Origin of the sequence: Terribacillus sp. FSL K6-0262 (assembly GCF_037977385.1) — a bacterium.
Lineage (GTDB): Bacteria > Bacillota > Bacilli > Bacillales > Amphibacillaceae > Terribacillus.
This window is the reverse complement of record NZ_CP150277.1, coordinates 616,628-642,119: the sequence shown is the minus strand read 5'-3', so window position 1 is coordinate 642,119 and position 25,492 is coordinate 616,628. Positions and strand designations below refer to the sequence as shown.

Annotated in this window: 30 protein-coding genes and 1 pseudogene; 23 read left to right on the top strand and 8 right to left on the bottom strand. The window is 46.2% G+C overall.

Annotation, left to right across the window (positions count from 1 at the left end; genetic code table 11):
* Positions 1-141 precede the first annotated feature (141 nt).
* The 3 genes from sigI (at position 142) to MHI54_RS03270 (ending at position 3,786) form a co-directional block, all read left to right on the top strand.
* The gene (gene sigI, locus MHI54_RS03280; RefSeq protein WP_340082303.1) at positions 142-873 is read left to right on the top strand and encodes an RNA polymerase sigma-I factor; all 732 of its coding nucleotides are present in this window, start codon (positions 142-144) and stop codon (positions 871-873) included.
* Complete coding sequence (locus MHI54_RS03275; RefSeq protein WP_340082302.1) at positions 873-2,129, top strand: anti-sigma factor domain-containing protein; 1,257 nt, start codon at positions 873-875, stop codon at positions 2,127-2,129. The genes sigI and MHI54_RS03275 overlap by 1 nt, the downstream gene beginning before the upstream one ends.
* 94 nt (positions 2,130-2,223) lie before the next feature.
* Complete coding sequence (locus MHI54_RS03270) at positions 2,224-3,786, top strand: bifunctional GNAT family N-acetyltransferase/carbon-nitrogen hydrolase family protein (RefSeq protein WP_095216462.1); 1,563 nt, start codon at positions 2,224-2,226, stop codon at positions 3,784-3,786.
* Positions 3,787-3,819: 33 nt separating this feature from the next.
* Here the strand turns inward: MHI54_RS03270 and MHI54_RS03265 are convergent, their stop codons facing one another.
* Entirely contained in the window at positions 3,820-4,056 is a 237-nt protein-coding gene (locus MHI54_RS03265) for a YhdB family protein (RefSeq protein ID WP_095216463.1), read from the bottom strand.
* 153 nt (positions 4,057-4,209) lie between these two features.
* Between MHI54_RS03265 and MHI54_RS03260 the strand changes: the two genes are divergently transcribed.
* Positions 4,210-4,809 (top strand): YhcN/YlaJ family sporulation lipoprotein, encoded by a 600-nt coding sequence (locus MHI54_RS03260; RefSeq protein ID WP_095216464.1) that lies wholly within the window; start codon positions 4,210-4,212, stop codon positions 4,807-4,809.
* A 31-nt stretch (positions 4,810-4,840) separates the two neighbouring features.
* Here the strand turns inward: MHI54_RS03260 and ltaE are convergent, their stop codons facing one another.
* Positions 4,841-5,872 (bottom strand): low-specificity L-threonine aldolase, encoded by a 1,032-nt coding sequence (gene ltaE / locus MHI54_RS03255; protein ID WP_095216465.1) that lies wholly within the window; start codon positions 5,870-5,872, stop codon positions 4,841-4,843.
* Between the two features lie 221 nt (positions 5,873-6,093).
* Between ltaE and MHI54_RS03250 the strand changes: the two are divergent.
* The 4 genes and pseudogenes from MHI54_RS03250 (at position 6,094) to MHI54_RS03235 (ending at position 9,283) form a co-directional block, all read left to right on the top strand.
* A pseudogene (locus MHI54_RS03250) lies at positions 6,094-6,778 on the top strand (class I SAM-dependent methyltransferase).
* Positions 6,747-7,214 carry an S-ribosylhomocysteine lyase gene (locus tag MHI54_RS03245; RefSeq protein ID WP_340082301.1) on the top strand — a complete coding sequence of 156 codons (468 nt, stop codon included), beginning with the start codon at positions 6,747-6,749 and terminating at the stop codon, positions 7,212-7,214. Before MHI54_RS03250 ends, MHI54_RS03245 begins: the two are co-directional and overlap by 32 nt.
* Before the next feature lie 9 nt (positions 7,215-7,223).
* Positions 7,224-8,150 (top strand): cysteine synthase family protein, encoded by a 927-nt coding sequence (locus tag MHI54_RS03240; RefSeq protein WP_340082300.1) that lies wholly within the window; start codon positions 7,224-7,226, stop codon positions 8,148-8,150.
* Entirely contained in the window at positions 8,147-9,283 is a 1,137-nt protein-coding gene (locus MHI54_RS03235; RefSeq protein ID WP_095216469.1) for a bifunctional cystathionine gamma-lyase/homocysteine desulfhydrase, read from the top strand. Before MHI54_RS03240 ends, MHI54_RS03235 begins: the two co-directional genes overlap by 4 nt.
* A gap of 16 nt (positions 9,284-9,299) precedes the next feature.
* On the opposite strand, the gene MHI54_RS03230 is transcribed toward MHI54_RS03235, so the two are convergent.
* Complete coding sequence (locus tag MHI54_RS03230) at positions 9,300-10,073, bottom strand: type 1 glutamine amidotransferase domain-containing protein (RefSeq protein ID WP_340082299.1); 774 nt, start codon at positions 10,071-10,073, stop codon at positions 9,300-9,302.
* Positions 10,074-10,185: 112 nt separating this feature from the next.
* Here MHI54_RS03230 and MHI54_RS03225 point away from each other — a divergent pair, with 112 nt between their 5' ends.
* From MHI54_RS03225 to MHI54_RS03215, 3 genes are all read left to right on the top strand, one after another.
* Positions 10,186-11,553 (top strand): dipeptidase, encoded by a 1,368-nt coding sequence (locus tag MHI54_RS03225; protein WP_340082298.1) that lies wholly within the window; start codon positions 10,186-10,188, stop codon positions 11,551-11,553.
* 168 nt (positions 11,554-11,721) lie between these two features.
* Complete coding sequence (locus MHI54_RS03220) at positions 11,722-12,114, top strand: ATP-binding protein (RefSeq protein ID WP_340082297.1); 393 nt, start codon at positions 11,722-11,724, stop codon at positions 12,112-12,114.
* Between the two features lie 108 nt (positions 12,115-12,222).
* A complete protein-coding gene (locus tag MHI54_RS03215; RefSeq protein WP_340082296.1) occupies positions 12,223-13,632 on the top strand; it encodes a SpoVR family protein in 1,410 nt (469 codons plus the stop codon).
* A gap of 22 nt (positions 13,633-13,654) precedes the next feature.
* Here MHI54_RS03215 and MHI54_RS03210 read toward each other — a convergent pair whose 3' ends face one another.
* Positions 13,655-14,020 carry a DUF393 domain-containing protein gene (locus tag MHI54_RS03210; protein WP_095216473.1) on the bottom strand — a complete coding sequence of 122 codons (366 nt, stop codon included), beginning with the start codon at positions 14,018-14,020 and terminating at the stop codon, positions 13,655-13,657.
* Between the two features lie 167 nt (positions 14,021-14,187).
* Here MHI54_RS03210 and MHI54_RS03205 point away from each other — a divergent pair, with 167 nt between their 5' ends.
* The 4 genes from MHI54_RS03205 (at position 14,188) to MHI54_RS03190 (ending at position 16,434) form a co-directional block, all read left to right on the top strand.
* Positions 14,188-14,517: an MGMT family protein gene (locus MHI54_RS03205; RefSeq protein ID WP_095216474.1), complete on the top strand. Its 330-nt coding sequence runs from the start codon at positions 14,188-14,190 to the stop codon at positions 14,515-14,517.
* A 12-nt stretch (positions 14,518-14,529) separates the two neighbouring features.
* Positions 14,530-15,099, top strand: coding sequence for a nucleotidyltransferase family protein (locus MHI54_RS03200; protein WP_340082295.1), 570 nt, complete (start codon positions 14,530-14,532; stop codon positions 15,097-15,099).
* On the top strand, positions 15,096-15,626 hold the full coding sequence (locus MHI54_RS03195) for a GNAT family protein (RefSeq protein WP_340082294.1): 531 nt from the start codon (positions 15,096-15,098) through the stop codon (positions 15,624-15,626). Before MHI54_RS03200 ends, MHI54_RS03195 begins: the two co-directional genes overlap by 4 nt.
* Before the next feature lie 154 nt (positions 15,627-15,780).
* A complete protein-coding gene (locus tag MHI54_RS03190; protein WP_233135097.1) occupies positions 15,781-16,434 on the top strand; it encodes a class I SAM-dependent methyltransferase in 654 nt (217 codons plus the stop codon).
* Between the two features lie 34 nt (positions 16,435-16,468).
* On the opposite strand, the gene MHI54_RS03185 is transcribed toward MHI54_RS03190, so the two are convergent.
* Positions 16,469-16,603, bottom strand: a complete 135-nt coding sequence (locus MHI54_RS03185; protein WP_139180856.1) for a small, acid-soluble spore protein L — start codon at positions 16,601-16,603, stop codon at positions 16,469-16,471.
* Positions 16,604-16,740: 137 nt separating this feature from the next.
* Between MHI54_RS03185 and MHI54_RS03180 the strand changes: the two genes are divergently transcribed.
* The 4 genes from MHI54_RS03180 (at position 16,741) to MHI54_RS03165 (ending at position 19,062) form a co-directional block, all read left to right on the top strand.
* Positions 16,741-17,493: a C39 family peptidase gene (locus MHI54_RS03180; protein WP_340082293.1), complete on the top strand. Its 753-nt coding sequence runs from the start codon at positions 16,741-16,743 to the stop codon at positions 17,491-17,493.
* A 78-nt stretch (positions 17,494-17,571) separates the two neighbouring features.
* Entirely contained in the window at positions 17,572-18,099 is a 528-nt protein-coding gene (locus MHI54_RS03175; RefSeq protein ID WP_340082292.1) for a mismatch-specific DNA-glycosylase, read from the top strand.
* Positions 18,096-18,851: a (S)-benzoin forming benzil reductase gene (locus MHI54_RS03170; RefSeq protein WP_095216480.1), complete on the top strand. Its 756-nt coding sequence runs from the start codon at positions 18,096-18,098 to the stop codon at positions 18,849-18,851. The genes MHI54_RS03175 and MHI54_RS03170 overlap by 4 nt, the downstream gene beginning before the upstream one ends.
* Before the next feature lie 79 nt (positions 18,852-18,930).
* Complete coding sequence (locus tag MHI54_RS03165) at positions 18,931-19,062, top strand: YjcZ family sporulation protein (RefSeq protein WP_095216481.1); 132 nt, start codon at positions 18,931-18,933, stop codon at positions 19,060-19,062.
* 46 nt (positions 19,063-19,108) lie between these two features.
* Here the strand turns inward: MHI54_RS03165 and MHI54_RS03160 are convergent, their stop codons facing one another.
* Together MHI54_RS03160 and MHI54_RS03155 are read right to left on the bottom strand one after the other, a co-directional pair.
* Positions 19,109-20,743, bottom strand: a complete 1,635-nt coding sequence (locus MHI54_RS03160; RefSeq protein ID WP_340082291.1) for a hypothetical protein — start codon at positions 20,741-20,743, stop codon at positions 19,109-19,111.
* The gene (locus MHI54_RS03155) at positions 20,736-21,458 is read right to left on the bottom strand and encodes an ABC transporter ATP-binding protein (protein WP_340082290.1); all 723 of its coding nucleotides are present in this window, start codon (positions 21,456-21,458) and stop codon (positions 20,736-20,738) included. Before MHI54_RS03155 ends, MHI54_RS03160 begins: the two co-directional genes overlap by 8 nt.
* Before the next feature lie 145 nt (positions 21,459-21,603).
* Between MHI54_RS03155 and psiE the strand changes: the two genes are divergently transcribed.
* Both psiE and map read left to right on the top strand, forming a co-directional pair.
* Positions 21,604-22,026, top strand: a complete 423-nt coding sequence (psiE, locus tag MHI54_RS03150; protein ID WP_340082289.1) for a phosphate-starvation-inducible protein PsiE — start codon at positions 21,604-21,606, stop codon at positions 22,024-22,026.
* Between the two features lie 92 nt (positions 22,027-22,118).
* Complete coding sequence (gene map, locus MHI54_RS03145; protein ID WP_095216485.1) at positions 22,119-22,874, top strand: type I methionyl aminopeptidase; 756 nt, start codon at positions 22,119-22,121, stop codon at positions 22,872-22,874.
* 35 nt (positions 22,875-22,909) lie between these two features.
* Here the strand turns inward: map and MHI54_RS03140 are convergent, their stop codons facing one another.
* Positions 22,910-23,770 carry a cation diffusion facilitator family transporter gene (locus MHI54_RS03140; RefSeq protein ID WP_095216486.1) on the bottom strand — a complete coding sequence of 287 codons (861 nt, stop codon included), beginning with the start codon at positions 23,768-23,770 and terminating at the stop codon, positions 22,910-22,912.
* A gap of 118 nt (positions 23,771-23,888) precedes the next feature.
* Between MHI54_RS03140 and MHI54_RS03135 the strand changes: the two genes are divergently transcribed.
* On the top strand, positions 23,889-24,113 hold the full coding sequence (locus MHI54_RS03135; RefSeq protein WP_095216487.1) for a hypothetical protein: 225 nt from the start codon (positions 23,889-23,891) through the stop codon (positions 24,111-24,113).
* Positions 24,114-24,203: 90 nt separating this feature from the next.
* Positions 24,204-25,463 (top strand): MFS transporter, encoded by a 1,260-nt coding sequence (locus MHI54_RS03130; protein WP_095216488.1) that lies wholly within the window; start codon positions 24,204-24,206, stop codon positions 25,461-25,463.
* Positions 25,464-25,492: the final 29 nt, after the last annotated feature.

Below are 25,492 nucleotides of genomic sequence, written 5' to 3'. Positions count from 1 at the left end.
GGTGAAGTATTGGAGTAAGTCATATGTCATATATAAGAATCTCAATTGATTTTAAACGAAATTTACAAATGATTTTAGTGTGTTACACCCGAAAATTACAATTATGTTACGAAAAATATAGAAGGCTGGAGGTGATAGGTCTTGTATCTACGCCAGTCTAATGATCCTAACCGCGGAAAATTAGAAGAACAGATTAAACAAGTGCAGGCCGGAAACACCGAGTTGCAAAATGAGCTGATCGAGAGTTATCAGCCTTTCATTGCAAAATCCGTGTCCGAAGTATGCCGGCGATTCATCGATCCTTCCAAGGATGAAGAATTCAGTATCGGTTTATCCGCTTTCAATGAAGCGATGCTTGCTTATGCGGATGATAAAGGGAGTTCCTTCCTTTCATTTGCCAAGCTGGTGATCAAGCGAAAGACAATCGATTATATCAGGCGGGAGCGGATCCGCCAGCCTGCTGCTTCCTTGGACGAGCTGTATGAAGATGAAAGTGAGAATCCAGGTGAAGTGCGAGCAGCCCAGACAGCTTATGTCCAGGAAACAGAAACTTGGTATCGCCGTGCTGAGATAGAGGAGTATGATAAGAAACTGAAGGAATATAAGCTGTCGTTCCAAGAGCTGATCCAAGTCGCGCCAAAGCATCGCGATGCCAGGGAATCGGCAATCGAAGCAGCAAAGATTCTCCATGCGGATCGAGAGCTTCGGGATTATGTGAATAGAAAGAAGAAAATCCCGATTAAACAGCTAGTCGAAAAGGTATCTGTGAGCAAGAAAACATTGGAAAGGAACAGGAAGTATATTCTCGCCATCTTCATCATTCTTAGCGAGGATTATATTTACCTGAAGGATTATATGAAGGGGGTGAGTTAGTGAAAAGAGGAGTCGTCGTCAAGCAAAGCCGCCGGAGCACAATCGTGCTGACCAGCGAAGGGAATTTCTTGGAGATCGTTGTGAAAGAGCAGGCAGAGATCGGACAAGAAGTCGAATTCAGTGCCCATGAACTAGTCCGTCGTACAAGAATCAGACATTGGACACCGTCCATGAAGAATTTCATGCGTGTGGCCGTATTGGTGCTTGTTTTTGTGCTGGCCTTATTCCCGGTTTATTCCTGGTACAGCGGTAATAAAGCATATGCTTATGTCAGCCTTGATTTCAATCCGAGCATTGAATTGAAGGTCAATAACCGTATGGATGTTATTTCTGCAGCGGCTTTGAATGAAGAGGCAAAAACGGTACTTGCTTCTCTGGATGATTGGGCAGGTGAGCCTGTCGAAGAGGTTGCAGCCAGTATTTTGCGGAAATCGAGTGACTTAGGTCTTTTAACTGACTCGGAAAGCATTATCATAGGTGTCAATTACATAGATACCAAACAGGATGATAAGCAATTGACCAGCATATTGGAGGGATCGGTCAATTCATTCAACAATACATTACATATCGCATCGTTCCAGGTGCCTGATAAAGTGCGCCAGACGGCTCAGGATGAGCATAAATCAATGAATGAAATCATGGCGCAGACCATTCTGGAGGGAGATACATCCTCTTCTGATTCAGCTCTTACACAATCGGATTCAGCCATTATAAAGGATTTTTATAAAGAAGATGTGAAAGAAAAAGGAGCAGAGCAGCAGGATGAGACTTCCAAAGGGTCGGATGATGGGATGGATGCAAATTCTGCCTATGCTGTCGTGAAGCAATCCGTGAAAGAGAGAGAACATACGGATGCTCATTTGGCTGATATACCTGGCGGGGAGCCGAAGGAATCCGATCAGTCGAAAGAAGCAAGAAAACAATTGAAGGAAGAAAAGAAACAAGCGAAAGAAACGGAAAAACAGGCCGGAAAAGCTGAAAAAAAGCAAGGGAAATCGGATGAGAACTCAGCGGTTAGACAAGATAAACAGGCTGCTGAAAAGAAAAGACAAGATAATAAACAAAATAATGCTAATATGAAGAAGCAAAAAGAAAATAATGGGAACGGAAATAAACCTCCCGGCAAAGAAAAAGAGAAAGCAAACGGCCATGAAAAACAGGAAAAAAATAAGAAATCCACGCCTCCGGGACATCAAGACAGAAGAAATGAAAATGAAGATCATAAAGGAAAGCAGCCTTCTTCCGAAAAAAACTGAAATCACGGGATGGATTTTGTTCATAATAGGACTACTTGCACAATGGAAAGGGTAATTACAATAAAGAACTTTTCCGATAGAGAGGATAGCTGCTATGTCTGAATTAGATTTGTCGCAGTTTGAGAAAAAAGTCGTTTTACGGAATATCACCGAGTCGGATATCGATCAAATCCTGGATATGCAGAAATTATGTTTTCCTGGCATGGAGCCATGGAAGAAGAGTCACCTGAAAAGTCATATCGATATATTTCCTGAGGGACAGTTCTGCGTGGAATTGGATGGTAAAATCATTGGCAGCTGTTCCAGCTTGATTGTCAATTTTGACGAGTATGATGATCGTCACACTTGGGATGACATTACAGATGAAGGATATATCACGAACCATAATCCGGAGGGTTTCAATTTGTATGGCATCGAGGTCATGGTCCATCCGGAATACCAGGGCATGAAAATCGGGAAGCGCCTTTACGAAGCGCGGAAGGAATTGGCCGCTGAGATGAATTTGAAAAGCATCATCATCGGCGGAAGAATCCCGAATTATCATAAATACAGCCATGAACTAACGCCGCGTCAGTATGTGGAGGAAGTGGAAGCGCAGAACATCTATGATCCTGTGCTGACATTCCAAATGATGAACGGTTTCCGTGTCATGCGGATCAACCGCGATTATTTGCCTGATGATAAGCAATCAGCAACCTTTGCGACCTTGATGGAATGGAATAATATCGAATATCATGCGAAGTCGAAACGGCATTTCAAAACGGCCTATCCTGTACGGATCACGGTCATTCAATACATGATGAAACAAATTGAATCGTTTGAGGAATTCGCGAGGCAAGTGGAGTACTATGTGGACGTTGCCTATGATTTCGGATCGGATTTTGCTGTATTCCCGGAGATTTTCACGACGCAGCTCATGAGTTTCCTCGAAGAAAAAGTACCTTCCAAAGCGGTTCGGAAATTGTCTGAATTCACAGAGCAGTATATCGAATTATTCACAAATCTGGCCGTTCGCTACAATGTCAACATTGTGGGCGGTTCGCATTTTGTGGAAGAGGACGAGCATATTTATAATATCGCCTATCTATTCCGTCGTGACGGAACGATCGAGAAGCAATACAAAATCCATGTCACACCAAATGAGAAAAAGTGGTGGGGGATCCAGCCTGGTGATACGGTGAAGGTTTTCGATACGGATTGCGGGCGCATTGCAATACAGATTTGTTATGACATCGAATTCCCGGAGCTGGCCCGTCATGCCGTGGATCAAGGAGCGAATATCATTTTCGTCCCATTCTGCACAGATGACCGTCAGGGATATTTGCGTGTCAGGTATTGTGCACAGGCCCGAGCTGTGGAGAATCAGGTTTATACTGTGATAGCAGGAACGGTAGGAAACTTGACGCAGGTGGAGAATATGGATATTCAATATGCGCAGTCCGGTATTTTCACACCTTCCGATTTTGAATTCGCTCGTGATGGCATTGTCGGGGAGTGCCCGCCGAATATCGAGACGGTCGTTGTCGGAGATGTCGATTTAGAGATATTGCAGCGGCAGCGAAAAACAGGTACTGTTCGCCATCTGCATGATCGCCGTAAAGATTTATTCGAATTGAGATTCAAGAATTTGGAAAGTGAAACGCCGGAGGACCATTGAAGAAGACTCGAGCCAGTGTGCTCGAGTCTTCTTTTATACATCCAAGGCATATAAAGTTGTATGGCCCAGGGCATGATCGATATATTGGAGCAGTTCTTCGTGTGATTTCACGACAGCATGTTGTTCGGAGGGATAGTGGAATGCGTGCAGGAAAATCTCGATTCGCTTGGAAAGCAAATCATCCTTTGTGCGTACCATAAGGACTAGCAGATCGTCCCACTGGCCCCAGATTGTAAACAACAATGCTTTTTCATAATCCTGTACTTTCATCGCGGTATCCCCTCCTGTCAGGGTACGCTTAGTATTTCTCCATTCTGTAAGAACATTGCTGGCAGATATAAACACTTCTCCATCAGTTTTGAATAGGGTGGAAAAAACCGTACATACTAAGCGCAGAATGGCAAATCAAAGGAGGAAATACCAATGAAAAAATGGAAATTGATCAGCATGGCTGCCCTTGCTGCCATCACACTTACAGCGTGTCAAAACGACAATGACAATGATACTGGCATGGGCAGGGACGGCAATATAGAACCGACACGGTACAATAATACCGATAACAATCTGGTGGACCGCAATACCGATAATACGATGGATGTAGATGATCGCCAAAACAATGGCGATGACCAGCAGCCGCGTTATCAGGTTGCAGATGATGCAGCGAAAAAAGTGGAGGAAGTAAAAGGCGTTGATAATGCTTATGTATTTACAACGGATAATAATGCTTTCGTAGCGGTTGATATGAAAAATGATGATGATAACACAGGCAATAATGGCATGGGTAACACAACGACTGGCGACAACAATGATAATGAAGTGACAGACCAGATGAAGCGCGATGTGGAAAAAGCGGTGAAATCAGTCGATGAAGACATCGACAATGTATACGTATCAGCTGATCCGGATTTCTTGGAAATGGCGGAGGATTACAATAATAAAATTGATGAAGGACAGCCAGTGAAAGGCTTTTTCCTGGAATTCGGCAATATGCTGAATCGCGTCTTCCCGAATAACGAAAGATAATGAAAAGAGGCTCCTGGAACGGAGCCTCTTTTCAATTTGGCTGCTTGGCAAGTGAGGATGCAACTGCCAAAGCCTTTTTGATTGCGCCCTTGCCGACATCATAATGTGTGACAAAACGTACGCTGTATGGATCGAATGCATTTGCCAGTACTTGCTGCTCCTTAAGCAGCTGCACGTACTCATCTGCTGTCATGCCGGTACCTCTGACATCAGCCAATACAATATTCGTTTCCACTTTGTTCAGGATTTCGATTCCGTCGATTTCTGCAAGGCCCTCGGCCAATAACCTGGCGTTATCATGGTCATCTGCGAGACGTTCCACATTCTCGCGCAAGGCGACAAGACCTGGTGCCGCTAATATGCCGGCCTGACGCATTCCGCCGCCCAGGCGCTTCCTCCACTTGCGTGCCTTGCCGATGAATGCTTCAGACCCTGCAAGCACAGAACCTACAGGAGCTCCCAAGCCTTTGGAAAGACAAATCTGGACGGTATCCGTCAATTGGGCGTATTTCGCTACACTGATACCGGTAGCAACGGAGGCATTGAATAATCGCGCACCATCCATATGAATCGGAATCCGATGTTCACGGGCTATTTGGGCTATCACCATCATGTTCTCAATCGGGATGACCGCTCCGCCAGCCTTGTTATGCGTATTCTCCAGGCAAATCAAGCCTGTTTCGGGAAAATGGATATCGTCTTTGCGGATGGCAGCGGCCAGATCCTCTGGACAAATCGCACCGCGTTCTCCCTTCAATGTGCGAGTCTGCACGCCAGCAAAAATGGACGTAGCAGCCCCTTCATAAAGGAAGATATGCGATTCTTCCTCCAAGATGATTTCATTACCGGGGCTGCAATGAGAAAGTACTGCGATTTGATTCCCCTGAGTACCGCTTGGCACGAATAATGCGGCTTCCTTTCCAAGTAAATCGGCAACCGTTTCCTCTAACTCATTTACAGCTGGGTCCTCTCCATAGACATCATCTCCGACTTCTGCTTCAAAAGCAGCCCTTCGCATCGCTTCAGATGGCTTGGTGACCGTATCGCTACGCAGATCGATCATGGCGAACACTCCTCTCTCCATCCTATTATATAGTATGAATTTATAACATTTCCACTATTTTTATAGTTCTGCTGCCGCTTATTCATGAATGAAGGAAAATATAACTGACATCGGATATTTTCATTGAATAAACTAGGGTACTATGGTATTCTTCATTCATAAACTCCATAATTCTTATTCGTTTACTAGGATATTGATGGGATTATACATGAGGTGATGATATGGGCCGCGAATTTATCGATATGTTCGATGAATGGGCAGAGACGTATGATGATACGGTTACTGGTCAGGATCCGCAATATAAAGAAGTATTTGATAAATATAATGAAATCCTGCAGACGGTTGCCGATGCTGCAGAAGGATATACATTGGAATTCGGTGTCGGAACAGGTAATCTCTCCGAGAAACTGTTAGCCAAAGGACTGGATGTAACGGGTATCGAACCGTCCAAGGAGATGCGAGAGCATGCATCCCGGAAATTCCCGCAGCTGAAGCTGGTGGATGGCGATTTTCTCTCGTTCCCGGATCCAGGTCATGAGATTGATACCATCGTCAGTACATGGGCTTTCCATCATCTGACGGACGAGGAGAAGGAGCAGGCGGTCTCCGCCTATGCAAAGCTTTTATCCGATGGAGGGAAAATCATCTTTGCCGATACAGTTTTCTCCAGTGCAGAGGGACGCAGCAGACTGATCCAGGAAGAGAAGGATAAAGGCTATGACAGGCTTGTCCGCGACTTGACAACCGAATATTATACGACGATGGAAGTCCTTCGAAACATTTTCCAAACACAAGGATTTCATGTTACATTTAAGCAAATGAACCGCTTCGTCTACTTGATCACGGCAGAAAAAGCATAAGGGGAGAAACAAACATGACAAAGAAAATGAATGTAGAAAGCTTTAATCTTGATCATACGAAAGTAGCTGCGCCGTATGTCCGGTTAGTCGGTATCACAGATGGCATACATGGCGATAAAGTGTACAAATATGATATCCGTTTCAAGCAGCCGAACAAAGAGCATATGGAAATGCCCGGACTTCATTCCCTGGAGCATTTGATGGCTGAGAATATCCGCAACCATATCGATAATATCCTTGATATCGGTCCGATGGGATGTCAGACGGGATTTTATGTATCCATCTTGAATAATGACAGCTATGATGAGATTCTCGAGGCTTTGGAAAAGACATTGCAAGATGTGCTGGATGCGAAGGAAGTACCGGCATGCAACGAGGTGCAATGCGGCTGGGCAGCTAACCACAGTCTTGAGGGTGCACAGGAGATTGCCAAGGAAATGCTTTCCAAAAAAGATGAATGGCGTCAAGTTTTCGCTGAATAGAGGGAGAAAATGGCTGTTTATAATGCAGTACATGAACTGATAGGGAATACACCGATTGTGCAAATAACGAACTTTTCTCTGCCGGAGGGAGTTCGTTTATTTGCGAAGCTTGAGTTTTATAATCCTGGAGGCAGTGTGAAGGATCGGCTGGGAGTCAATTTGATCGATGATGCATTCCGTTCAGGTAAGCTCAAGGAAAATGGGACGATCATCGAGCCGACCGCAGGCAATACCGGTATTGGGATTGCGCTGGCAGCCTTGAAGAGGAATGTTTCCGTCATCTTTTGTGTTCCGGAGAAATTCAGCCAGGAAAAACAAGAGCTGATGAGGGCGCTTGGAGCGAAAGTGATCAATACACCGACATCTGATGGGATGACTGGTGCAATCAAAAAGGCCAAAGAGCTGCTGGATGAAATTCCTGGCAGCTATTGCCCGCAGCAATTTGCCAACCCGGCGAATCCAGAAACTTATTATAAAACACTCGGTCCGGAAATATGGCGCGACCTTGAGGGGGATGTCGATATTTTCGTTGCCGGAGGCGGGACAGGCGGAACGTTCATGGGAACCGCACGTTACCTGAAGGATCAAAAGCCTGATGTGAAAACGGTGATCGTCGAGCCGGAGGGCTCCATCCTGAACGGAGGCGAACCTGGATCGCACCGTACGGAAGGGATAGGCATGGAGTTTTTGCCTGATTATATGGATACTGCTTATTTTGACGCAATCCATACGATCACGGATGACGATGCATTTCATTATGTAAAGGAACTGGCTGCCAAAGAAGGGCTGCTTGTCGGGAGTTCTTCGGGATCTGCTTTTTGTGCAGCGCTTAAAGAAGCAGAAAATGCGAAGCCCGGGACGACGATTGTGACGATCTTCCCCGACAGCAGCGAACGATACCTCAGCCAGCGGATATATCAAGGAGGATTAGGATGAGAAGAAAGACGAAAATGATTCACGGCGGAATTACATCGGATGAGAAGACGGGGGCGGTAAGTGTTCCTATCTACCAAGTAAGCACATATAAACAACCCGGACCTGGTGAACATACAGGCTATGAATATTCCCGTACAGGCAACCCGACCCGTCATGCGCTGGAAGAAACCATTGCTGCTTTGGAAAACGGGAAAGCCGGTTTTGCTTTCAGTTCCGGTATGGCAGCAATAACTTCTGTGATGATGCTGTTTGAATCAGGCAGTCATATTGTCATGACGGATGATGTGTACGGAGGCAGCTACCGTCTGGCAACAAAAGTGCTCACTCGCTATCAGCTGGGTCACACGTTTGTTGACACAAGCTCACCGGAAGCTGTTGAACAAGCGATAACCCCAGAGACGAAAGCCATCTATGTCGAGACACCGACCAATCCATTATTGAAAATCACGGATATCAAAAAGATGGCAGAGATTGCGAAAAAGCATGACTTGCTGCTGATTGTCGATAATACCTTTGCAACGCCTTATTGGCAAAATCCGATCGATCTTGGTGCAGATATCGTCCTTCATAGTGCGACGAAATATATCGGTGGGCATAGCGACGTCGTATCGGGACTTGTTGTCGTCAATGATGACAAACTGGCCGAAGAGCTGCACTTCATTCAAAATTCAGCTGGTGCCGTACTCGGACCGCAGGACAGCTGGCTGCTTCTTCGCGGAATCAAGACACTTGGTATCCGCATGGAAGCAATCGAAAAGAATAGTGCCAAGCTGATCGAATTCTTGAAAGCACATCCGGGAGTGAGCACAATCTATTATCCAGGGCTGCCCGAGCATAAAGGCCACGATATTGCTGCCAGTCAAGCCGAGGGCTTTGGCGGTATGATCTCCTTTGATGTCGGCAGTGCGCAAAAGGCGGATCAAGTGCTTCGTAAGACGAAATACTTCGTTTTGGCGGAAAGCCTTGGTGCCGTTGAGAGTCTCATTTCCCTTCCTGCCAAGATGACACATGCATCCATACCGCAGGAGCGCAGGGCTGAACTCGGAATTACGGATGGTTTGATCCGAATCAGTGTCGGAATCGAAGATAGTGAAGATTTGATTGAAGATTTGAAGCAAGCGATGGAAGATTGAAGAAAGCCAGTCCCGATCATGGGGCTGGCTTTCTTCTTAGTATTTGTTCTTCTTCCGGAATCCTGAGAACTGCCCGGAAGGAACGGGGATGCTCAGCAAATTCCTTTTGTTCCAGACGGTTGATGACTGCTTTGGCAACACCTTTGACGCTGGCAGGATTTTGTCCGGTGATCACCCGGTCGTCTGCTTCCACATGCCCTTTGAATGGAATGGCGTCTTTACGATAAGTAAGGGCGCGTATTTTCAGGTTTTCCTCCAGGGAATAGGGAATTTCATGCTTGTTCAGACTGATTGCTTCTTCCCGGTCGGAATAACCAGTCACGGTTTTATCCTGCAGCAGATAAGAACCATCGGAAAGCTTGACATGGAGCAAGGCTGCCGGGCCATGGCAGACGGCTGCGACAATTCCGCCGTTTTCATAAATAGCTCCCGTAAGCTGCTGCAGCTCTTTATTTTCAGGAAAATCCCACATCGTACCGTGACCTCCGGTGAAGTAAATGGCGTCATAATCAGATGCATTCACTTCGCCCGGCGAGAGGCTGTGCTCCAGCAATCTCCTGAAACCGGGAGCCCGGTAATACTTGCGCAGCTTGTGGCTTTTGAACAAACCTATGAGGCTGCGGTGATCCAGCGGGATTTCCCCACCTTTTGGACTGATGACCGTCATGATATGACGATGCTTCAGCTTATCATAAAAATTCGTCAGCTCGCTGAACCAAAGTCCTGTTGTACGGGGTGTCTGTTTCAGGCTGTCATGGTTTGTGGCGACAATCAACACATTGCCCATCATTCTCCTCCTGACATAGCTTGGTATTTCCTTTTTAGTTTCCACCAGCAAGTACAAGCTAAACAAGAAACAGTCGATTTGTGCTACACTAGTAAGAAAAGAAAGGATGGCGCTTATGACGAATCAAGTTGTCGCTTATTTACAGGAAAATCGGGAGAAATTGCTGGAGAAGCTATATGCATATCTGCGTATCCCCAGTATCAGCACAGACAGTACATATAAAGAAGATGTTGCAAGGACAGCTGTCTTCACGGCTGATTATTTGAAGGAAATCGGTTTTGATAAGGTAACCATCCAGGAGACAGAACGCCACCCCATCGTAACAGGTGAATGGCTGGGGGCTGGGCCCGATAAACCGACTGCACTTTTCTATGGCCATTATGATGTACAGCCTGCAGATCCGCTTCCGCTTTGGGATAGCGAACCATTCGAACCGACGGAAAGGAATGGCCGCATTTATGCTCGCGGCGTGAGTGATGACAAGGGACAGGTATTCATGCATCTGGCCGTTTTCGAAGCGTTCATGAAAACAGAAGGAGCCTTGCCGATCAATGTGAAAGTATGCATCGAGGGCGAAGAAGAAATCGGAAGCACGAATTTGCATGCGGTATTGCATGAGCAGACCGAACAATTCCAAGCGGATTTTGCCATCATCAGTGATTCAGGGATGGTTGACGCAGGGCAGCCAACCATGCTCTATGGCTTGAAAGGTGCAGCTGCACTTGAATTCTCCGTTTACGGGCCAGATCGTGACTTGCATTCCGGTATGTATGGCGGTGCCGTCCGCAATCCCCTGCAGGCCATGGCTCATATCCTGAGTTCCTTGAAGGATGAAGAAGAAGTCGTCCAAGTGGAAGGCTTCTATGATGGCGTGGAGGAACTGCCGGAAGAAGAGCGTAATCTGATGGCACAAGCACCAGGGGAGGACTTTGCCCAGACTGTCGGTGTACCAGAAGCAGTATCCGAGAAAGGATACACCGCCAAAGAGCATACGATGGCCCGCCCGACGCTGGAGATCAACGGCATGTATGGCGGTTATCAAGGAGAGGGTACGAAAACGATCATCCCGGCTGAAGCAACCGCGAAAATCACCAGCCGCCTGGTACCTGGTCAGGATCCGGTTGATATCGTGGAAAAAATCACGGCTCATATCAAGAAGCATGCGCCTGCTGGCGTGCGGGTCGAGGTAAGGCCGGAGCCGTTCAAAGCGAAGGCATATAAAGTCGATCCGAATCATCCGCTGATCCAAAAAGCAGCCCAGAGCCTGACCCAGGCATTCGGCAAGGAAACCGTCTTCGTCCGTATGGGCGGATCTATTCCAGTTGTTGAGTGGATTGATACCGTATATGAAATGCCGGTAGTATTACTTGGCTTCGGTACACCGGAAGATCGACTCCATTCCCCGAATGAGAGCTTCCCATTGGAAAGCTTTGATAAAGGGATGGAAACACTTGTGTATTATTATCAGAAAGTAAGTGAATAAGCTTTTTGAATGAATCCGGTCTGCGGAAAAAGGGGGAATCCTTTTCCGCGGACTGGATTTTTTTATGCCTGAAGAGGAGCGGTGGCAGGGCGCCCAGCTGGATTCATAATAACCAACCTAAGGAAGTAAGAGAAAAGAAAATGCCTATATTCCAGGACGGGATTACGGTTGCAGACAGCAATGAAAATTGATATTCCGGAGCATCGGATCCATGTAATGAGGAATGAAAGAGCGATCATCAGGGTTTTGCATAACCTTGTATCAAACGCAATTTCCTATGGAGCTGATGGGAAACTGATTGGCCTGAGGTTGAGCAGGGAAGATGATACAGCTTTTATAGAAGTCTGTGATAAGGGCAAAGGCACAAGTGAATCCCAGCAGGATCGGGTGTTTGAACGGATGCATACGATGGAGGACTCAAGGAATAAGCATTATCAAGGAAGCGGATTGGGATGGACGATTCCGAAAAGACCGGTTGGGCAGATGGATGGATCCATTTCATTACAAAGCATTCCGTACGTAAAGACGATTTTCAGAGCCGGCTTGAAATGCATGAATTAAAGACTCAGACAGTACAGCTTCTGCTGCAAAAAGGGGCGGATGAAGAGTCTTTTTTCCGTATTGCTGGCATATGTATGAGTACTATTACGTACAAAGGGGAGAAAGCCCGTGCTGCAATCCGAACATATCGCATTGGAAAGGGCTATTGGGGAAATAACGGAAATTGCCAAAGGCTTTGGTCTGGATTTCTACCCGATGCGCTACGAAATCTGTCCTGCTGACATCATTTATACATTCGGTGCTTATGGTATGCCGACAAGGTTCACGCATTGGAGCTTCGGGAAGCAATTTCATAAGATGAAGCTGCAATATGATCTTGGCTTGAGTAAGATTTACGAGCTGGTGATCAATTCCAACCCTTGCTATGCCTTTTTACTGAACTCGAACAGCCTTGTTCAAAACAAATTGATCGTTGCCCACGTGCTTGCTCATTGTGATTTCTTTAAAAACAATGTCCGGTTCCAAAATACGAATCGGAATATGGTCGATAGCATGGCGGCTACAGCCGAACGAATTGCCGCTTATGAAAAGCAATTCGGGCAGAAAGAAGTGGAAGACTTCCTTGATGCCGTCCTGGCAATACAGGAGCATATCGATCCGTCGCTATTGAGGCCGAAGCTTGGATGGGAAATTGACGAGGAAGAGACAGAAGAGAGTACGGAAAAGACAACTGAGTATGATGATTTATGGTTTGTGGATCGGGATAGATCAAAAGAGAAGAAGGAACGAAAAAAGAAAGCATTCCCGCCGCGGCCCGAAAAAGATATCCTCTTGTTCATCGAAGAGTACAGCCGGACCTTGGAAGATTGGCAGCGGGATATCCTGACAATGATGCGGGAGGAAATGCTGTATTTTTGGCCGCAGCTGGAGACGAAGATCATGAATGAGGGATGGGCTTCCTATTGGCATGCTCGTATTCTTCGCGAGCTGGATCTGACAAGTGATGAAGCAATCGAATATGCCAAGCTTAACGCAGGTGTCGTCCAGCCTTCCCCGACCCAGATCAACCCGTATTATCTCGGCATCAAAATCTTTGAAGACATCGAGGAGCGGTTTGATAATCCGACAGAAGAAATGAAGCGGTATGGTGTGAAGCCGGGCTCCGGCAGGGAAAAAATGTTCGAAGTGCGGGAAATCGAGTCCGATATTTCATTCTTGCGTAATTACCTGACAAAGGATCTCGTGCATCGGGAAGATATGTATCTGTTCCAGAAACAAGGCAATGAATATAAAATCACCGATAAGGACTGGGAAGAGGTCCGCGATCAGCTGATCACGATGCGGGTCAATGGAGGATTCCCTTATCTGACTGTCACAGACGGCGACTATATGTCCAATGGCGAGTTATACCTGAAGCATCATTATGAAGGGGTCGAGCTGGATTTGACATATCTGGAGCGGACGCTGCCTTACTTTTATCAGCTCTGGGGGAGATTCGTCCATCTGGAAACGGTCATCGAGGGCAAAAACGTCCTGTTCAGCTATGAAGGAAAGCGTGTATTGAAAAAATATCTTTAAAAAACGGGCAAATGCCCGTTTTTTATATTGCCTTCAATTCTTTTGTGCCGAACCATTCATGTCTGTTGTCCGATACCCATTTGTAGAGGGCTTCCAAGTACGGATCAAGAAATGGCAGATGCAAGATCCAGCCCAAGACAGCCGTTAGGGGAAGCAGGGTCAATATCTTTTTGACAGTTTCATGACCTTTGTAAATATCACCTTTGAAAGACATCATATGGATACGGTCATACACATCTCCTTTGGCAAGGAAACGGAAGCGCTCGTAGTTCTCGATATTCTGTACCGGGATCCATTTTACGTTATCCAGCCAATCCAGTTTTTGGATCACTTGCTTTGCAGTGGAACAAAGGGGGCAGCTTGCGTCGAAAAATACAATATGCTTCATCACACATTCTCCTCTCGTTTACTACATAGCCCGTCCAGCATGATGTTAAACAAAGAAGTATCACCAGACTACACAGCTAAAGTTTATCATATTTCTGGGCGATTATCCCAGCGTCAGGAAGTTTGCTATACTGGTTCACAGATACTTCTGAAAAAGGAGGAGAAGCGTTGGAGCACTTTACGGAGGAAGTGATACGCATCATAAAATCAATACCAGAAGGAAAAGTCATGACCTATGGCCAAATCGGTAAAGCTGCAGGAAAAGCGCGAGCTGCCAGGCAAGTATCCAGGATACTGCATAGCATGAGCAAAAAATATGACCTGCCATGGCATCGTGTCATAAGTGCAGACGGCAGATTGAAGATAAGAGATGATGAGACAAGGAATGAACAGCAGGAGAGGCTTTATGAGGAAGGTTTGGAAATCTTGGACGGTCGTGTCGATTTGGAGGAGTATCGCTATGAACCCAAAATGGGAGAAGGAAATTCGGTTCAGTAAGGAAGTCGGGCTATGCTCAAAACAGAAGAAGATATAGTGGATGCAATCAAACAGGATGCATGGATGATGGAAGTGCTTGAAGCTGCAGCAACACTGCTTCTTCCGGATCATTGCATCAGTGCTGGTTTTGTAAGGTCAAAGGTCTGGGATGTGCAGCATGGAAATGCAATTCGGACGCCGCTTGCGGATGTGGATGTCGTTTATTTTGATGCATCAGATATAGATGAAGCGACAGAAAAAAGATACGAAAACGAGCTCAGGCACATGATGCCTTCTGTACCATGGTCAGTCAAAAACCAGGCAAGGATGCATGAAATCAATGGAATGCCAGCCTTCCGGAATACGGCGCATGCAATCGCCTGTTATCCGGAAACAGCTACAAGCATTGGAGTCAGCCTGAAACAAGACAAACTATATTTGTTTGCTCCATATGGAGTGGCTGATTTGCTCGCTTGCCGTGTTGTGCCGACCCCCTTGTATGCAGCAGGGACAAGCTACCATTCTATCTTTTTGAAAAGAGTCAGGCAGAAGGATTGGCACCAGCAATGGGCGCAGGTGAAAATGGAGGGGGATGTGTTATGAACAATGTCAGAATCAGGCCGCCGAGAAAAGAGGATGGCCCCATTCTATGGAAATTGAAATACGGGGAAAGGGACCCGGAATGGAAGAAATGGGACGCACCATATTTTCCTTTGGTGCATCTGAGTCAGGAGGAATTCTTGGCAAGCTATCGATACGGAGATGATTCACCCGAAAAATGGGTGATAGAAGCAGATGGAATCATTATTGGTACAGTCAGTTATTACTGGGAGCATGAGCCTTCCAGATGGCTTGAGATGGGTATCGTAATTTATGATCCCGCCTATTGGAACGGTGGATATGGGACGGCGGCACTCAAGCATTGGATCACCCATCTGTTCGACAGCATGCCGCTGGTGCGGGTGGGCTATACGACTTGGTCCGGGAACGATCGGATGATCCGTCTCGGAGAGAAGCTGGGGATGACGATGGAGGCGCGGATGAGGAAATGCAGATATTTTGATGGGAAGTACTATGATTCGATCCGAATGGGACTGCTTCGGGAAGAGTGGGACCAAGTGAAGGACTGAACAATTTGTAGTAATTATTTCTTTACAATCTTTTTTATAAATACCCCTTTCATCCTTGTCCAAACATGTTACACTATGCTTAGTAAATTCTTTGTAAATAAATTTACCTAAACTATGTATAACACTCTATGCTGGGGGAAATGGCACTGTGAGTATGACGTTACAAACTTATTGGAATAGTCGTTTTGAAGCAGGGGACATTTGGGGAACGGAAGCAACACCATCAGCTGTGATGGCTTATCCATATTTTGCAGCGTATCAGGCAAAACAGCTGTTTGTACCAGGCTGCGGATATGGGAGGAACAGCAACTTCTTCGGGGAATATTCCTTCGAAGTGACGGCTTGTGATATTTCGGAAGTAGCAATAGAGAGGGCAAGCAGCTATGCGAAGGCTGCCGGTTTGTCCAATGTGAATCATTTTGTCGGGGATTATTTGAATTTGCCTTATCCATCGACGGAAAGATTCGACGGCATTTATCTATCGAATATACTTCATATGTATACGGAAGAAGAAAGAGAACACTTACTTCATCACTTCACTTCCTTGCTGCGCAAGGATGGATTGTTGATTTTCTCTTGTCTTTCAGCAAGGGATGAGAAACTGTATGGTGCAGGAGTCGAAATAGAAAAGGATACATTCCTCGTGCAAGACCGGATTGCGCATTTCTTCCAAGAAGAAGAATTATATGCGCTGCTTGAGGAGAAGTACCAGGTTGTCGAGATGACACTTCACAAACAGCGAGTGGATTTCGAAGCCGGTGCGGAACAGGATGCACAGCTTTGGTTCGTCGTTGCAAAGAAAAAATAAAAGCACAGTCCCGAATGAGGGGCTGTGCTTATTTTCATATCTTGGTATTCTTTTTCTTGGCACGCTGTTCCAGCTGGCTTTTCGGCTCCTGGTTGGCGGCATCCTCTGTCAATCCTTGTCTGTTTACGCTTACAGCCGCTTTTTCATTACGGCTTTTTTTTCTGCTCATTACCAATCACCTCCTGATTAGTATGGCGATAGTCCTGATTTTTATTAAAAAATTGATGTATATTGTTATTGGAAGCTAGGCTACTTTATAATTAGTATCGTACATTCAACTAGCTATCCAACAGGAGAGAAAAATATATGAAAAATAGGTATGTTGTCATCTTGGCATGTTTAGCGGCTGTATCTCTTGTTTTGGCGATTTTGACCTACCAGAATCGTTCCGATGATTTACGGGCGGAATCAGACATATCAATGAGGAAGGAAGAGATTTCCGATAAAGAGGGGGTGCCTGAAATATCCGCGGTAGAGGATGGTCCTTTGGATGTGCCGCTTCTCAATCAGATGGACGCCCCAAGGCTTTATAATGGCTGTGAAGTCACCAGCTTGGCAATGATTCTGCAGTATGCAGGTTATGATGTGACGAAGAACGATTTGGCAGATATGATTGCATATGTACCGCTGAATTATGACAACGGGCAGCACGGTGATCCAAATGAGGGCTTTGTCGGGGATATGCAGAATGGACCTGGACTTGGTGTTTATCATGAGCCTGTCATGGATGTTGCCAAAGAGGTTGCAGGGGATAAGGCAGTCGATGTGACTGGAAAATCTGTCGAAGAAGCTATCTACAATCCCTTGGATGATGGCAAGCCGGTGTGGATCATTACAACTTCCAGCTTCACTCCTACGGGTGATATGGAATCGTGGGATACGCCTAATGGACAAGTCGATGTAACTTATAGTGTCCATAGTGTCGCGGTTACCGGCTATACAGATGATACGGTATTCCTCAATAATCCATATGGACAGAAGAACCAGGAAGTGGATCGGGAAAATTTCGAAAAAGCTTGGGAACAGCTTGGCAGCCAGGCAATCTATATAAATGATTGAGAAAAGCACATCTCACTGTGCTTTTTTTGCGTCTTTGGAAAGGGCAGGCTACAATGGTAGCAGAGCGGAGGTGCAGAAATGAATCTTGAACCGATACCGGATCATATTGACAAAGGACTGCGGCTATTGTTCGTCGGCTTCAATCCAAGTGTTCGTTCAGCTGAAACCGGTCATCATTATGCAAATCGCAACAATCGTTTTTGGAATATATTGTATCAGGCGGGTATAACCGAACGGAAATTTGAAGCTTTCGAGGATCGAGATCTGCTGCAAAGAGGCATCGGGTTCACCAATATCGTAGCCAGGCCTACCAAGGCAGCAGCGGATATCACCAAGGAGGAATACATAGAAGGGGCGCGGCTGCTCCGTGATAAATTGGAATATTTTCGCCCGAAGGTGGCATGCTTTGTCGGCAAAGGTGTCTACCAGCAATACAGCAAGGTGAAACAAGCGGGCTGGGGCGTCCAGGCAGCTCCCGTAACACAAGGGGTAGTCGAATTTGTTGCACCGTCTTCCAGCGGACTTGTACGTATGCCGATGAAGGAGATAGTCGGAATCTATGCAGGGATACCAGCGATTTTACAGGAATTGGAGGAGAAAAAATGAAAACAGCAGTAGTGACTGGTGCTTCCCGAGGTTTGGGGGAGGCGATCGCGAAACGATTAATGGATAAAGGGATGCAAGTGATCGGTGTGGCGAGGGGAAATAACGAAGCCCTTGCTTCCTATGAAGGGGGAGGGGATGCAAGTTATACGTATCGATTTGGTGACTTGCAGGACACATCTGCCAGTGCGAAGCTTTTCGAGGAGATGGCAGCGGATATTTTTCCAAAAGCTGATGATACGGTCTATTTGATCAACAATGCAGGGGTAGTCGGTCCGATTGCGACCGCTGATGCTTATGGCTTGGAGGAATTGGAAACGCATATGGCCATCAACTTGACATCCCCGATCCTTGCTTGTTCGATTTTTCTCAAGTATGCCAAAAAATACGAAGTGCCACTTGTGATCGTCAATGTCACTTCAGGTGCAGCGGAACGTTCCGTGCACGGCTGGAGTGCTTACAGTACATCGAAAGCCGGCCTTAATCGCTATACGGAAACAGTGGCCCTCGAGGAAGCAGAAGCTGGTACCGGTAATATTGCCATTGCTTATAATCCCGGCATCATGGATACGGACATGCAAGCAGATATTCGTTCCAGCGAACCGGAGCAATTCCAGGATGTCCAGAAGTTCCGGGATTATGTGACAAATAAATCATTAAGAAATCCGATGTTTGTGGCAGGCGTGCTCGCGGACATCCTCACTGGGGAAAAAATCGAAAATGGTAAAAGATATGCAGTGAAGGATTATGTTTGAGCCGGAGTAGGTATTTGCCCTTTCCTTTTTGGGTTCTGCACATACACTGCAGTATCCTGTAGGAAAAGGGGGAAACAAAATGTCTAAAGGAAATGAAGGCGGCTTCGGCTTCGCATTTTTGGTTGTATTGTTCATCCTTTTGATCATTGTCGGTTCATCTTATGTAGGTGGCGATCATGGCTACGGCTATGGGCATGGCTATCACTATTAATTCATAAACGAAGAAGCTTTGCACAAATTCCGTGCAAAGCTTCTTTTCATCTGGTCAGCGTTGTACGGTCGGCTGATTTCAGTAATCGGCTGACAATGTAGAGCAAGAGAGCGATAAGCCCTCCGATGTATAACATCGTGAACAGCAGGGAGATCAGCATCTGCGTTTGAAGAACAAATAAAAGAGCAATCAGAAAACCCATGGAGCCTACAGAGAGAACGAGGGCAACCAGGCTTGCCAATCTGTTTTGGAACAGCTCCGTTTCCTCTGTCCAGCCAAGCTTTGGATACAGCAGATCACTCAGCATACCGATGATAGTCACGGCAGCATTGATAAGCAGCGCAAGGAATGCCCAAAGCAATGCTTCTCCAATATTCAACTGCAGGACGGGGATCGCTATCACGAACAGCACAGCGATCGGCAGCAGATTAATCAGGAATGCAGCCTGTAATTTGGCCAAGACGATCTGCTTCATGCTTAATGGCAGGAATAGATGGGCTTCCCAGCTTTGACCGTCTTTTGAAAAGCTGACGATACTGATTGGATTGAGGCCGATCGAAAATATATTTGCAGCTAAAATGATGACAAATAGCATACTGCCATCCATATCCTGCACCAAAGCGGCAGCATTGCTGAAATCCCCCATGAAGAAAATCACAAGCAGCAGTGCTGGCATGAGAAGTGCCCCGGCCACACATTGCAAAAAGAAAGTAGGCGTCCGGAATATGGTCTGGATTTCTTTTGTGCGATACGCATGGATGATCGATCGCTGCTTTCTGGATATCCCTTTACCGCTGAATACCTTGCCGGAGCCTGTGTTCAGCCCCAATGCTCCCTTCAGGTAGAATTTTTGGGCAGCCGCATAGAAAAGCACAGCCGCTAGAAATGCCGATAATAATACAGTGACAAAGAAAAGCAAGCGTTGCAAGGAGTCAGATGAAGTCAGTAAGTTCGTCATCAGCGTGGCAGGTGGATAGTATTGCGTCGCCACTTGAAGCAAGCCGCCTTTTTCTGAGCTGGCTGCAATCATCTGGGCAATTTTATCCGGGTCAGTCTGTAAACGCAAAACTACGTTCAGTAAGATGAGCAGAGCAAAGCCGATGATTCCGCCGATTATTTTACTGCGGTCCTTATTCGTACCTTTGTTGATAAACTGCATCGCGAACATGACAACTGCCGCTGCCAGCGCGTAAGGAATGAGCGGGATCAGCAAAAACAGCAGTATGGCATAGAAAAAGTACATGAAATCCGCACTGGAAAGCAATCCATAATAAATGCTGACAGGCAAGTAGGAAGCAGCAGAAATCAAATATACATAAAGGAGCGGATTCAAGGATTTCGCGATCAGAAGCTGATACGAGTGCACCGGAAAATGAAGGAAGGAAGTGATATCTTCCGTGAAATAGAATGTGTTCATGATCAGTATCAGAGATAGGATAAACACAATGAAAAAATTCATGAGGAATAGTGCTCCCAGTATGACATCGGTGTTTCCCGATGGTTCGAGCAAAGCATACATCGTTTCGATGACCTGCAGCATGAATCCTCCGAAAGTCACACCGATGACGAGCAACCCGAATAACCCGACTATCAGGCCGATCACCACGCTTGGCTTTCTGAATACGTTGGCATATTGCATTTTCAGCTGAATACGAGTAAGTGCAATGATCGGTTTATGCATCCTGTGTCAACTCCAGGAAAATATGCTCCAAGCTATCATCAGACTGGAATCTCTCCCGCATTTCCGGTAGAGTTCCCTGGAACAGAAGCTCGCCTTTACGGATGATGGCCACCTCATCACAAAGCTGTTCCACAACCTCCAGGACATGTGAGGAGAAAAAGACGGTATGTCCGTTCGCTGCATGCTGACGCATCAGTTCCTTTAGCTGATAGGAGGATTTTGGATCCAATCCTGTCATCGGTTCATCAAGGATCCAGACAGAAGGCTGCTGGACAAGCATACCGGTTATGAACAGCTTCTGCCGCATACCATGCGAATATGTCTTGATTTGATTCCCCAATGCCTCATAAATACTGAACATTTTTGCGTACCGCTCAATTCTTTCTGTCCGTATGTCCGGTGCAATGCCATAAATATCACCAATGAAGTGAAGATAATCAAGGCCATTGAGACGCAGGAAAAGATCGGGGCTATCAGGAACATAACCGAATTCTTTTTTTGCGGCGATGGTGTCTGACGTAATATCTTTGCCATTGATGGTGATCGATCCGGATTCAACCGGCAGGATTCCGGTAATCATTTTGATCGTGGTTGATTTGCCGGCTCCATTCGGACCAAGGAAGGCAAAAATCTTTCCGCTTGGAACTGTCAGGCTGATGTCGTTCACGGCAATTTTATTTCCATATTGTTTATGTACATGGTCGATTTGTATCACTGGACAACCTCCTTGTATGTTACTTCCATTCTGGTCGTTATTTGCCAAATATTCAAGGGGGATTTATATAAAAAAAGCCAATACCCTCACTGCATATAATACGCCTACTCCCAATATATTTAAGACAAGCCTGGGAGGGATGAATATGCGTGAGTTACAGAGAAGGACAGCATTCATAGCTGTGTTTCTCCAGACGATACTGAATTTTACCCTTACCATCCTCGCGATGATCCTCGTTGTTTTCCTATTGAAAAAAACAGTATTCATCTTTGATGTCCTGCTGATCCAGAATGAAGAGGTCAGTTATTTTTATCTGGCTGAAGGCATCATCGTTTATTTTCTTTATTTCGAATTTATCAGCTTGATCATCAAGTACTTTACCCATGACTATCACTTTCCGCTTCGCTATTTTATCTATATTGGGATAACGGCGATCATTCGGCTTATCATCATCGATCATGAACATCCTCACACCATCCTTCTGTATGCATCGGCAATCGTATTGCTTGTGATTGCCCTCTTGATAGCGAATCACTCCAATCTGAAAGACGACGATCAATTGGATTGAATAATCAGCGTAACGATTTAACCGGATTGGCATAATATGATACACTTTATAGTGGATAAGTAAGCTTTGTCGTCAGAAAGGAAGAGAAACGAATGATCAATCGCAAAAGTGCGCGTGAAATAGAAATGATGCGGGCTGCTGGTGAGCTGCTCGCAAATGTCCATAAGGAGATCCGCGGCATGATCAAGCCGGGTATCACAACAATGGAGATTGACCAGTTTGTCGAGGAGTACTTGGCTAAGCACGGTGCAACAGCAGAGCAAAAGGGTTACAATGGTTATGCTTATGCAACCTGTGCATCCATCAATGATGAAATCTGTCACGGATTCCCAAGGAATGAACCGCTGAAAAATGGGGACATCGTCACTATCGACATGGTCGTGAATTTGAACGGCGGATTAGCTGATTCTGCCTGGACGTATGGAGTGGGTGAAATAAGTGAAGCAGCCCAGCGTTTGCTGGATGTAACCAAGGAATCTTTGTACAAAGGGATCGAAAAAGCACAGCCAGGCGCCCGAATCGGCGATATCGGCCATGCAATCCAACAATATGCGGAAGCAGAAGGTTACTCTGTCGTACGTGATTTCACGGGACACGGAATCGGTCCAACAATCCATGAGGATCCGCATATCCCGCATTTTGGCTTGCCGAACAAAGGACCTCGCCTAAAAGAGGGTATGGTCATCACCATCGAGCCGATGATCAATATCGGGGAGTGGGGCAGCCAGATGGATGATAACAATTGGACGGCCCGTACGATTGACGGTTCTTTGTCCGCTCAATATGAACATACAATCGTCATCACCAAGGATGGCCCTGTCATCCTGACAAATCAAGATGATGAATAAAGAGAAGCCTGTACCGTATATCGGTATAGGCTTTTTTATGGTTCGATATGGATGAAGGTATGGAAGATGTCGTGCTTTTTTATGAGCAGCTTTTCCAATCTTTCGGTGATGGCGTGACTTTCTTTTACATTGAGGGAGGCATCGACCCGGATGATGACATCGACCAGGGATTGATTGCCGTGGAGCCTGGCTTTGATTTCGACGACCTCGAGTACATCCTCATCCTGCAGGATGCTTTGACGAATTTTTAATAATCTATCCACATCATATCCATCCGTTAGGGAATACGTTGCGTCATAGAAAATATCCCAAGCCGTTTTGCATATCAATATCCCGACAATGAATCCAGCCAGCGGATCCAGCCAATAATAGCCGAACTGGGCTCCCGAAATCCCGATGAAAGCACCTAAACTCACCAATCCGTCAGAACGATTGTCCTGAGCGGCAGCCATCAATGCTGAACTTTTGATGCGTTTAGCTAGGGCTGCGTTGTATCGGTGGACTGCCATCATGACAAAAGCAGCTCCCAAGGCAGTCCAGCCTGTCAGCATATCAGGCTGGACGTAGTCTGGTTCCATCAATCGCTCGAAGGTGTCGAACAGGACATGAAGTCCAACAGAAATCATGATGAATGCAGCGACAAGCGATGCGATTGTCTCCGCCCGGAAATGTCCGTATTTATGCTCGAGGTCGGGCGGCTTCCGCGATATACGCAATCCTATCAGTACAGCGACGGATGCTATGACATCCGTTGTATTATTAAGCCCGTCCGCAAACAGCGCATCGGAATCCCCGATGTAAGCGGCGAGCAGTTTGATGAAGGATAACAGCAAATAAGCTGTTATACTGAGCAAGGCTCCTTTCTCACCAGCCCGCAAATTATCATACTGGCTCATATGTAAAATTTCCTCCGATCTCATCCTGGGGCAGGAATGGTTAAAGCCTGTCCAGAATGGGTACAAGATAGTACATTATATTCTTCTGCTTGATCAATATACGAAGGGGTTGAAAAAAATGAGCCAGGAAAAGATCATCATTGAAGGCACCTTGGAAGGAATGCGTTTTTATAAGGAACTGGATATCGTGATCAGTCCCGAGGCCGAGACGCCGGAGCAAGCGATCATCCGATTCTACGGAAGTGAGGCAGAAAATTTCGAGAAGCTGGCCAGGGAGCAAGGCTGGCGCAATTGTTATTGGACTTATGCAGATACTTCGGTCCTGCTGCCGCAGGCAAATTGATCCCAGACTTAGCTGGGATTTTTTAATTTGGATAAAAACCTCGTGCCTTGCAGAAAATGAAAGTAGTTTGCGAAAGGCAGGAGACGACATATGGGTGAACAAAATAAATCGGCAGGTAAATCGCCGAAGGATATGCGCTGGTCAATTGTGTCGCTTGCATCGATCCCTTTGATCATGACACTTGGGAATTCCATGCTGCTGCCGGTGCTTCCATTGATGGAGGAGGAACTGGATATCACCAAACTCCAATCGAGCTTCATCATTACATTCTATTCGATTGTAGCCATCATATTCATTCCTATAGCCGGCTTTCTGTCTGATCGTTTCGGGCGCAAAGCTGTCATTCTTCCTTCATTGGTCATTGCCGGGGCAGGCGGACTTATAGCTGGAATTTTTGCCACCGGGAGTGAAAGTCCATACCTTTGGATTTTGATAGGGAGGATCCTGCAAGGAGTAGGGGTAGCCGGGGCAGCGCCGGTTGTCCTTCCGCTTGTCGGGGATATGTTCGATAAAGAGGAAGATGTCAGTGCCACACTCGGTATTGTCGAAACGGCCAACACCTTCGGAAAAGTATTAAGCCCTGTGCTTGGGGCGCTGCTGGCAGGTTTCCTTTGGTATCTGCCGTTTTATGCAATCCCTGTTTTTTGTGCAATTTCCTTTTTGCTTGTCCTCTTCCTTATCAAAAGGCCAAAAGACGATGAGAAAGGCAATGATTTCAAAACATTCATGAAAAACACGAAGGCGGCATTCCATGAACATGGCGGCTGGCTGTCAGCAACTTTCCTTATCGGTGCCATTCTTATGTTCCTTCTCTTTGGCATCCTTTTTTATTTGAGCACTGTACTGGAAGAAAAGTATGGTATGCATGGCATACTCAAGGGAGCGGTTTTGGCCATACCGCTGGCGGCATTATGCCTTTCTTCTTATTTGACGGGCAAATGGATCAAGAGCAATGGCAGACTGATGAAATGGATCACATTCACAGGAGCGGTCTGTGCAGGCGTCGTAACGATCGCACTCTATTTCTCGAAAGGAATTGTCTTCATGATGGCTGTCTTCCTTGTTGCGGGTGTGGGAATCGGAGCGGGACTGCCATGTCTGGACTCATTGGTCACAAGCAATATGGAAAAGGATGTGCGGGGCACGATCACGTCCTTGCTGAGCGCCATGCGTTATGTAGGTGTGGCGGCTGGTCCTCCGGCGGTTGCTATTCTGCTGAAGGCGGATCTTATCTGGCTGATTGTGACATTTGCCGGCGCAGCCCTTATTGCAGCCTTGCTCACATTAAAATTCATCAAACCTCCCGTTCCAGAGGAGCAAAGACACAATCCGGTTCCGCATTTACATTAATTTAATCAACTAATCAGAAAATTGTTGCA